The 9564-nt window shown below is 62.2% G+C and carries 8 protein-coding genes; 1 reads left to right on the forward strand and 7 read right to left on the reverse strand.

Features of this window, described 5'->3' with window-relative positions; translation table 11 throughout:
• Positions 1-620: 620 nt before the first annotated feature.
• Complete coding sequence (locus tag K6T12_RS20880; RefSeq protein ID WP_222224907.1) at positions 621-818, forward strand: DUF6447 family protein; 198 nt, start codon at positions 621-623, stop codon at positions 816-818.
• Between the two features lie 74 nt (positions 819-892).
• On the opposite strand, the gene K6T12_RS20885 is transcribed toward K6T12_RS20880, so the two are convergent.
• From K6T12_RS20885 to K6T12_RS20915, 7 genes are all read right to left on the reverse strand, one after another.
• Positions 893-2311, reverse strand: a complete 1419-nt coding sequence (locus K6T12_RS20885) for an MBL fold metallo-hydrolase RNA specificity domain-containing protein (RefSeq protein WP_222224908.1) — start codon at positions 2309-2311, stop codon at positions 893-895.
• Positions 2312-2491: 180 nt separating this feature from the next.
• Positions 2492-3604, reverse strand: coding sequence for a trypsin-like serine protease (locus K6T12_RS20890; RefSeq protein WP_222224909.1), 1113 nt, complete (start codon positions 3602-3604; stop codon positions 2492-2494).
• Between the two features lie 40 nt (positions 3605-3644).
• Complete coding sequence (locus K6T12_RS20895; RefSeq protein WP_222224910.1) at positions 3645-4322, reverse strand: Crp/Fnr family transcriptional regulator; 678 nt, start codon at positions 4320-4322, stop codon at positions 3645-3647.
• Positions 4323-4428: 106 nt separating this feature from the next.
• On the reverse strand, positions 4429-5994 hold the full coding sequence (locus K6T12_RS21810; RefSeq protein WP_222224911.1) for a Calx-beta domain-containing protein: 1566 nt from the start codon (positions 5992-5994) through the stop codon (positions 4429-4431).
• A 161-nt stretch (positions 5995-6155) separates the two neighbouring features.
• Entirely contained in the window at positions 6156-7640 is a 1485-nt protein-coding gene (locus tag K6T12_RS20905; protein ID WP_255611968.1) for an SLC13 family permease, read from the reverse strand.
• 65 nt (positions 7641-7705) lie between these two features.
• A complete protein-coding gene (locus tag K6T12_RS20910) occupies positions 7706-8557 on the reverse strand; it encodes a 23S rRNA (adenine(2030)-N(6))-methyltransferase RlmJ (RefSeq protein WP_222224913.1) in 852 nt (283 codons plus the stop codon).
• Between the two features lie 132 nt (positions 8558-8689).
• Positions 8690-9001 carry a hypothetical protein gene (locus K6T12_RS20915; RefSeq protein ID WP_222224914.1) on the reverse strand — a complete coding sequence of 104 codons (312 nt, stop codon included), beginning with the start codon at positions 8999-9001 and terminating at the stop codon, positions 8690-8692.
• Positions 9002-9564: the final 563 nt, after the last annotated feature.

The following is a 9564-nucleotide window of genomic DNA, read 5'->3' on the forward strand; positions in this document are numbered from 1 at the left end:
GCTGGGCGCCGCCATGCGCAAGCTGGTACACATCTGTTTCGGTGTGGTGAAAAACCAGCAAGAATTCCAACCACAACTGCCGTAAAAGGCCGTTGTGGCCGGAATCGAGAGATGGTATCTACGCATGGATTCCGTAGCAGCGGGCACTGACCGCGACTGGATTGGCCGAGTTCGGTGGGTGTCGCCCTCGGAGCGGGCTGCTACCACAGGCCCCGTAGCAGCGGGCTTGGCATGCCCCTTGGGTACTGACTGCGACAAGTCTCGGGATTTGTACCAGGGGGCCGGTCGCCCTCGGAGCGGGCTGCTACGCATGGATTCCGTAGCAGTGGGCTTGGCATGCCCCTTGGGTACTGACCGCGACAAGTCTCGGGATTCGTACCATGGGGCCGGTCGCTCTCGGAGCGGGCTGCTACGCATGGATTCCGTAGCAGCGGGCTTGGCATGCCCCTTGGGTACCGACCGCGACAAGTCTCGGGATTCGTACCAGGGGGCCGGTCGCTCTCGGAGCGGGCGGCAACGCATGAACTCCGTATTTGGCGCCTGGGTTAGAGGCCCGAATCGATTCGCGTTACACTGGTAGGCCGTTTTCTATTGTTTCATCTGTTATCAACGGAGTTTTCATGAGCGACAATGCCGCCAAGTTGACCGTCGACGGTCGTGAATACCTGATCAGCGAACTGAGCCCGGAAGCGCAGGCCGACCTGCAGAGCCTGCAGTTCGCCAAGGCCGAAGTGCAGCGTCTGCAGGCGCAGCTGGCGCTGGCGCAGACCGCTGCCAACGCTTACCAGCAGGCACTGATCGCCAAGCTGCCGCAGTAAGCTTTCAAGCCTGCGGGTTTGTCGGAAAGCCGCCGTCCGTAAGGGCTGCGGCTTGCTGTTTTTTAGCGGTAATTTTACGCCGTTCTCCGCTGCCGATCGGTCAGTGTTGCCAGTTCTACGCGGATCTCCGGCCACTCCTTTTGAATCTCCCTCATTAAAGCCTGTTTGGCGGTCGGGTCGCCATGCACCAGCCGAACCCGTTGCGGTTTGTGGCGCATGCGGCGGATGAACGCCAGCAAGCCGGCCTGGTCGGCATGGGCCGAGTAACCGCTGATGCTGCTGATAGCGGCGCGGATCTCGACCTTTTCACCCTCCAGCCGGACCCAGCCGCCGCTGGGGCCATAGCGTTGAATATCCCGGCCCGGCGTGCCGGCTGTCTGGTAGCCGACGAACAGTACCTGGTGACGCGGATCGGGCAGCAGGGCTTTCAGGTAGTTGACGATCCGCCCGCCGCTGCACATTCCCGAGGCTGAGATCAGCACGCAACTGCGCGGTTTGCGGCGCAGGTAGTCGACCGTCTGTAGATGCTCGCGATGGTCGCTGATGCAGGTCAGGTTTTCGAAGGCCAGCGGCTTGCGCCCCTGCCTGAGCGAGCGGTGTGCCTCGGCGTCCCAGTAGGGCTGAAGCTGGCGGTAGATATCGGTGAAGCGTTGTGCCAACGGCGAGTCGATCACCACCTCCAGCTGTGCCAGCGGGCCACCCTGTTGCCGGTGACGGTGGATGATCCGCTCCAGCTCGTACAGCAATTCCTGGCTGCGACCCAGGCTGAAGGCGGGGATCATCAGCGTACCCTGGCGCCGTTGTGCCTCCAGCAGTGTCTTTTCCAGCTGCTTGCGACGGCTTCGCCGCTGGCTGTGCAACCGATCGCCGTAGGTACTTTCCAGAATCAGCCAGTCGGCCCGCCAGGGTGAACTCGGCGCCGGCAATAGGGGCGCCCAGGGAGCGCCCAGATCGCCGGAGAAGACGATGGTTTGATCGCCCGCCTGAATGCTTAAATAAGCGGAGCCCAGGATATGGCCGGCGCGGTGCAGCTTGATGCTACAGTCGGCGTTGATCGTCTGCCATTGCAGGTATTCCAACGGGCGCAGCTGTTTGTCCAGTTGCCGCAGGAACTGGCGGATCATCCGGCGGTTACGGGTGAAGCCCATCTCCAGCGCCTCCTCCATGACCAGCGGCAGCAGCTGGGCCGACGGGATGGAGCAGTAGATCGGCCCGCGAAAGCCGGCTGCCAGCAGCCAGGGCAAGCGGCCGACATGGTCGATATGGACATGGCTGATGATCAGCGCCTGCAGGGTTTCAAGCTGCCTTGGTTCGAATGCCAGCTGATCAAGCTGTTGATCTGCCGGGCCGAGCCGTTCGGCCTCCTGCCCCTGGAACAGGCCGCAGTCGACCATCAGGCTGGCCGTTGTTGATAGGTGCAGTTGATGGCAGGAGCCGGTAACACCCTCGGCGCCACCATGGTGCTGGATAAAGGGGTAAGTGTGCCCAGACATCTTCGACCTCCGTGTCGGTTTATCTGATCACCCAGCTTAGCGGAAATGCATTGAGGAGGGGGAGATCAACTTTGATCTGATAACTACCAGCCCAATCGTTTTCTCGTGCCATCAGCAGAAAAGTCGCTCTTGATAGGGATCTCGCTGCAGCCGCAAATATTAATCGGGCAGGGAGGAATGTCAGCTCAGCAAAAGCTCGTCGGTGATCTGGTGAGTGGCGATCAGGCTGACGCCTTCGGCCAGCCATTGTCCTGTCGGGTCGCTGACCTGCAGAGAAAAGGATTCACTGCCTTCATCGGTTCTGTCACCGAGAATGGTTATCGCAATGGCGGCGCTGCTTTCGCCAGCCTGAAGCTCAACCCAGCCTTCGCTGGCCTGATAGTCTTCGCCGGCAACCGCGGTGCCGTCCAGGGTGCTGTACCAGAGGCGGACCGTTTCGCTCACCGGTTGACTGACCGACAATAGGAAGTGGTTGGTAACGGTGCCGTAGTCCGGCTCCTCGACGGCCTCGATCACCTCGTCGCTGCTTGTCGGCGCGCTGTACTCGGGGTTGCCCTCGGTAATGTAATCGATCCACGACTGGTAGGCGCTGACATTGGTGTCGGCGCCGGTTTCACCGGGCGTAGAGGCGGTATCCGGGTCGCTGTCGAAGCTGGGGTCGGCCACCACGTAGCTGGCAATACCGGCCACTTGGCCATCGACCAGGGCCGGGCCGCCGGAATCGCCGCTGATGGCGATTGTTTCCAGGCTGCTGGGTGTGCTGTCGCTGCTGTAGCCGGAAAAGTAGTTCAGCATATTCTGCTGACTGGTGCCGTTATCGTAGTCGTAGAGCAGCTGGCTGCCGTCGGGGATATCCCGGCTATAGCGGCTGTTCAGTACTTCGCCCGGGGCATCATAGATATTGGTACCGATATGCTGGTTGCTGTCGGCACCGTAGCCAAAGCCGACGCGGATAAATTCCGAGCCCAGCAGTGCTGCTTCATCACCACGATAGATCTCCAGCCCCGTTGTGCCGGTGATCGGTTCACTGAGCTTCAACAATGCCAGGTCATTGTTGTAGTTGCTGGAATCCCAGTCCGGGTGGATGAAGATCGCGTCAATGTCGGGCAGGCCCGAGAGGTAGGGGCTACTGAGGCTGACGTCCGTCGTCGATGTGGCGTCGGTGACCAGATGGGCGGCGGTCAGGATGTATTCACCACCGGCCAACAGCACTCCGGAACCGCGGTGCATGCTGTTGTTGTCTCGGCTACTGATGGCGAATACCGCAGGGTAATAGGAAGCTACTGTGCTCATACTGCTGGCGGGATGAAGGTTATATTGGGTGCCGATCAGGTTAACAGTCCAGCACCATCTCTTCGAGGGCGTCCGGTTCCAGGATGGTCAGCTTTTTGCCCTGTTTTTCGATCACGCCCTGCTCGATCAGCTGGCTCAGGGTGCGTGATACCGTCTCCCGGGTGGTGTTGGTCATAATGGCCATCTCACTTTGAGTGGGTGGCTTTTCGATCACCAACTGGCCATTCACCTCGCTGGCGTATTTCAGCAACAGGATATTGACCCGGGTCGGTGCGCTGGTATTGCCCAGCATCACCATGTGTTCGTTGTTCTGGCGGATAATATTGGCCAGTTGTTTCAACAGCTTTTCGGAGACACTGGGTTCGGAATACATCAGCGTGCGGGCATGCTGCTTGGTAAGCATCGCAACGGTGGATTTTTCCGTAGCCACGATCGAGGCCGAGCGGGGCTTACCGTCGATCAGCGCCAGTTCGCCAAAATGGGAGCCGGACTCGATAAACACGAAACCCACCTCGCGGCCGCTGGGCGCGTAGTCCACCACCTTGAGGCGGCCGTTCAATAAAAAAAACAGCTCGGACGAGGGTTGCCCCTTCTGTACCACGGCTTCGTTGCGCTTGTAGGTACGGACATTCAGCTGATTGAGCAGCGCCTGTTTCTTGGTATCGTCCAGGCCGCCCAGCAGCGGAAGGCCATGCAGGTCCGCTAGGGTGAGTGTCATATCGTAATCCACATAGGCGAACGAGGCTCCGATAGCGATCCAATGAAGGTGACGAGGGCATAAAACTTGGCAGAAGCCCGCCATAGTTTACGGGTTTTTGCCGGGTTCATACCACCGTATCGTTATCGGTAATGGTTCGCTGGGCGACCAACTCTACCTGCGAATCGCCGAAGACGCCACCGACAGGGGCGAATACCGCCAGCGAGAAGGTCTCGTCGCCTTCCTGCAGTGAGTCGTCGATCAGTTCGACCGCGATGGTGGTATAGGTTTCGCCGGCCGCGATGAACGCGGTACCGCTGGTGGCGACGTAGTCCTCGCCGGCTATCGCGGTACCGTCGCGGGTGCTGTAACTGACCGAGGCGGCGCTACTCAGTGGGCCGCTCAGTTCCAGCAGGAAGTAGGCGAGGCTGCCTTCGGTCGGGCTGAAATCCACCTCGGACTTCTGGGTCGGCGGGGGGACCCCTTCGCCCTGGGCGAGCAGCGACGCCAGGCTGTAGCTGCCGTCGTCGAACTGCAGGTTTTCGATGGCGGTCAGGCTGTCGGTGCCGTCCTGGCCACTGACGCTGGCGTTATCGGTGGTGCCGGTGATGGTGTAGGCGCTGCGGTTGCCGCTGAAAACGGCGGTATCGGTGCCGGCGCCGCCATCCAGGCTGTCGTTGCCGGCGCCGCCGGTCAGCTGGTTGTCCAGTGCGTTGCCGGTCAGGCTGTCGTCATAGGCGGAGCCGATGGCGTTCTCGATCTCGACATTGAAGGCGATGGCGATATTGTCCTCGGCCAGTGTCTTGGCGCCCTGGTACTCCATCTGTTTCTGGCCGATATCGCTGAAACTGCCGGCGGTCAGGTTCAGATTCACCCCGGTCAGCTGGTTGGACAGGTCGAAGGTGTCGGTGCCGCCGGCATCCCAGATCGCCTTCAACTCGGCATCGGTAGCGAAGCTGTAGGTGTCGTCGCCGGTGCGGGTGCTGGTGTTGGCGCCGTACAGGTACTGGATCGCCAGAATGTCGTACAGCATCGGCGTGGAGGCGGCGCGGGCGGTGTAGCTGTAAAAGCCGTCCTGTTCCTCGAACAGGTAACCGGCGCCGAGGTAATCGGTGTAGGACATCAGGCTGTAGTGGGTATCGTCCTCGGCGGCGTTCAGCGCCGGGAACTCGCCTTCGGCATCGAAGGTGTGTTTCAGGCCGAGCGCGTGGCCGATCTCGTGCAGCAGGGTGGCGTATCCCTGGCTGCCGATACCGAGGTCGCTGACCTCCGGGTTGATCCAGATATCGCCCGCCTCGTCCGACGGCGAGACACCCTGGTTGAAGATATAGGTGCCATTACCCGGAGTGTAGGCGTAGGCGGCGACCGCACCGCTGATGGCGTAGGTGTAAGCCACCCGTATATCGCCGTACTCGCCATAACCGCTGCCGTCGGTTACCTGGCTCAGGTTGATATTGGCCACCTCGGCCCAGGCGTTGAGCGCGCTGTCGAAGTCTTGCTGCTGGGCACTGGAAAGGCCGTACCAGCCGGCGTTGGCTTCGTCGTTGCTGCTGTAGTACCAGAGGGAGCCGTCGGTCGGATAGCTGTAACTGAGCGTGGTGCCGGTGCCGACATCGCCGCTACCCCATTTCACGCCGATAAGCAGGCTGTCGACACGATAGTCGCCGCTGCTGCTGACAATACTGTTGGTCATGCCCGCAATTCCCCCTCTGTAAACAGGCTGGCAGCATCGGATAGAACGGCAACCGGGTCAAGCCGGGCCGGCTATGATCAGGCGGCAGCGGCTGTGAACGGAGCCTTAACCATCGCGGCTCACCGCGTCCTTGGGCTTAACCGGATTGCCCCGTTGTTCGGTTACTTCGCCCAGCCCGGCGGACTGAGCAGGTCGAGTCCCCACAGCAGCGGCATCGCCCAGCTGACAAACAGCGTTACCAGCACCGCACCGGCCAGGTTAAGCCAGAAGCCGGCCTTGGCCATCTGCAGAATGGTGACATAGCCGGCGCCGTAGACCACCGCGTTCGGCGGCGTCGCCACCGGCAGCATGAAGGCGAAGGAGGCGGCCACCGCGGCGCCGACTACCGGCCCGTACGGGTGCACCTGCATGGTGCCGGCCACCGCCGCCATTACCGGAATCAGCAGGGTCGCGGTGGCGGTGTTGGAGGTGATCTCGGTCAGGAACAGCGTCAGCAGCACCACCACGCCGATAAACAGGGTCAGGTTGATGCCGCTGAGCAGGCTGAGCTGGTTGCCGATCCACTCGGTCAGGCCGGAGCTCTGGAAACCCTGCGCCAGCGCCAGGCCACCGCCGAACAGCAGCATCACCCCCCAGGGCAGCTTGACCGCCGACTGCCAGTCCAGCAGGAACTCGCCCTTCTTAAGATTCAGTGGGGTGATGAACAGCAGCAGCGCGCCGGTGATGGCGATGGTGGCGTCGTGGATCATCGCCGGCTTGATGAAACCGCGCAGGATCCAGCCGGCGGCGGTCAGGCCGAAGATCAGCAGCACCAGTTTCTCGGCGCGGCTCATCGGCCCCAGCGCATGAAGCTGTTCGTCGATCAGCTGCTGCCCGCCCGGCAGGTGGTCGAGGCCGGACGGGTAGACCAGCTTGACCAGCAGCAGCCAGGCGAAGATCAGCATCACCACCACCAGCGGAATACCGAACAGCATCCACTCGGCGAAGCCGATGGTCTGGCCGTACAGTTTCTCCATCATGCCGACCAGCACGGTGTTCGGCGGCGTGCCGATGATGGTGCCGACGCCGCCGATCGAGGCGGCATAGCAGATCCCCAGCATCAACGAGATGCCGAATTTGAAGTTGGGCGGGCTGGCATCGATGCCGGCGACCGGTTGCGCCTGCAGTGTTTCCTCGGCCTGCTTGATGATCGCCAGGCCGATCGGCACCATCATCATGGTGGTGGCGGTGTTGCTGACCCACATCGACAGGAAGGCGGTGGCGATCATGAACCCCAGCACGATCCGGTCCGGGCCGACACCGACCAGGTGGATGGTGTTCAGCGCGATCCGCTTATGCAGGTGCCAGCGCTCCATGGCGATCGCCAGCAGGAAACCACCCATGAACAGGAAGATCAGGTGGTTGGCATAGGAGGGGGTGGCCTGGGCGGATTTCATCACGCCCAGCGCAGGGTAGAGCGCAATCGGCAGCAGCGAGGTAGCCGGAATCGGGATCGCTTCGGAAATCCACCAGATCGCCATCAGCGCGGCGATCGCTGCCACCTTGAGGGCTTCCGGGCGCATCCCCTCGGGCAGTGGCAATAGCAGGATCAGTAGAAAAACGGCCGGCCCGAGCCACAGGCCGACCCGTTGTCGCAAGCTGTACATGCTATCCCTCCGGCCGCTTCCCACGCTGTTCATCCAAGCATAGATGATGGAGGGCGTGCCGGTGGTCAGTCCGGCTCGATCAGCCAGCGTACCGACCAGTCCCCCGCGCCGTCCGGCGCCAGGGCATCGTGCAGCCGGGGCAGAAGGCTGGCCAACTGGCTGTCCAGTTGCCAGGGGGCGTTGAGAATCGCCATGCCGGAGCCGTGCATGCCGAATTCGGCGGACTGTGGCGCGACGCTCAGTTCGGCGACCAGCAGGTTTTTCAACGGCAGCGCGGCCAGCTGACGCAGCATCGTGGCACTCTGGTCGCGTTGCTTGCCGAGTCGTGGATACCAGATCGCATAGCAGCCGATCGGCCAGCGTTCGTTGGCTTGGCGGATGCTGCTGACCACCCGGTCGTAATCGGTTTTCAGCTCATAGGAGGGGTCGATCAGCGCCAGCCCCCGCGCCGGCGTCGGCGGCAGCAGCGCGGGCAGCCCTTCGAAACCGTCGCGGTGGTGGATGGCGATTCGCGGGTCGCCGGCCATGTTGGCTTTCAGGATCTCCACTTCATTGTTGTGCAGCTCCATCAGCATCAGCCGGTCCTGCTCACGCATCAACTGGCGGGCGATCTCCGGCGAGCCGGGATAGTGACGCAATGCCGTCCCCCGGTTATGGCTGTTGATGACGGCGAAAAAGTCGGCCAGCTCGCTGAAATCGTTGCGAGCGGCCAGCAGCCGTTCGATGCCACCGCGGAATTCGGCGGTCTTGCGGGCTTCGTCGCCGTGCAGGTCGTACAGTCCGGCGCCGCTGTGGCTGTCGAGATAGATGAAGGGCTTGGCCTTGGCCTTGAGCTTGTCCAGGATCAGCGCCTGGACGGCATGTTTCAGCATGTCGGCGTGGTTGCCGGCATGGAAACTATGGCGGTAACTGAGCAACGGGGGATTCTCCGGCAGAGGCCGGCGGCGACCGGCGATGACGCAGTATAGGGCTTTCGGCCGGGTATAACGAGGGCGATCTCCCGGCCTGTTCGCGGGGTTTTAACCGGAGCGCTGGCACGCTGTGGCGGGTCAGCTGCCCGCGTGCAGCAGCTTGTGCCGGTACTGGTCGGTCATCACCCGCACGGCTTTCATATCCTCCGGCGGGATAACCTTGCGCAGTTCCGCTTCCAGGTAGGTGATCTTGCGGATCATCTCCACCGGCGGGATCCCCATCGACAGCCGGTCCGCTTCCAGGTGATCCAGGGCGTCGGTCAGCGTTCGGTAGAGTTCATTGTTGCCGGTGCGCAGCTGTTCGATCAACGATTGCCGCTGTTCCGGGGTGGTGGTCTGCTGGGTACTGCTGGTGTAACTGTGGCTGCTGGCAAGCGGGGATAGGTTCATTGTCTGTCACATCCATGCTCGGTGGGGGCGCTGTCCCTCGGGGGCTTCGAGAAAAGCTTAGTCCAGTATTGGAGGCTGTCCAGAAATTGACCAATGTCAGGGGAGCTAGTAAGCGGCAAGCTTCAAGCGGTAAGAAACTCGCTGAATCGGCAAGGCCGGCACGATGTCGGTTGCTTGCTAGCAGCCCGCTCCGAGGGCGGTATCCACGGACGGTGCCAGACCTGTCGCGGTCAGTACCCAAGGGGCATGCCAAGCCCGCTGCTACGGGGCCTGTGGTAGCAGCCCGCTCCGAGGGCGATATCCACGGACGGTGCCAGACCTGTCGCGGTCAGAGCCCGCTGCTACGGGGCCTGTGGTAGCAGCCCGCTCCGAGGGCGAAATCCACGGACCGTGCCAGACCTGTCGCGGTCGGAGCCCGCTGCCACTGGGCCTGTGGTAGCAGCCCGCTCCGAGGGCGAAATCCACGTACGGTGCCAGGCCTGTCGCGGTCGGAGCCCGCTGCTACGGGGCTCTGTGGTAGCAGCCCGCTCCGAGGGCGAAATCCACGGGGCGTGCCAGACCTG

This window comes from Marinobacterium arenosum (assembly GCF_019795155.1).
In the GTDB taxonomy this organism is placed as follows: Bacteria; Pseudomonadota; Gammaproteobacteria; order Pseudomonadales; family Balneatricaceae; genus Marinobacterium_C; species Marinobacterium_C arenosum.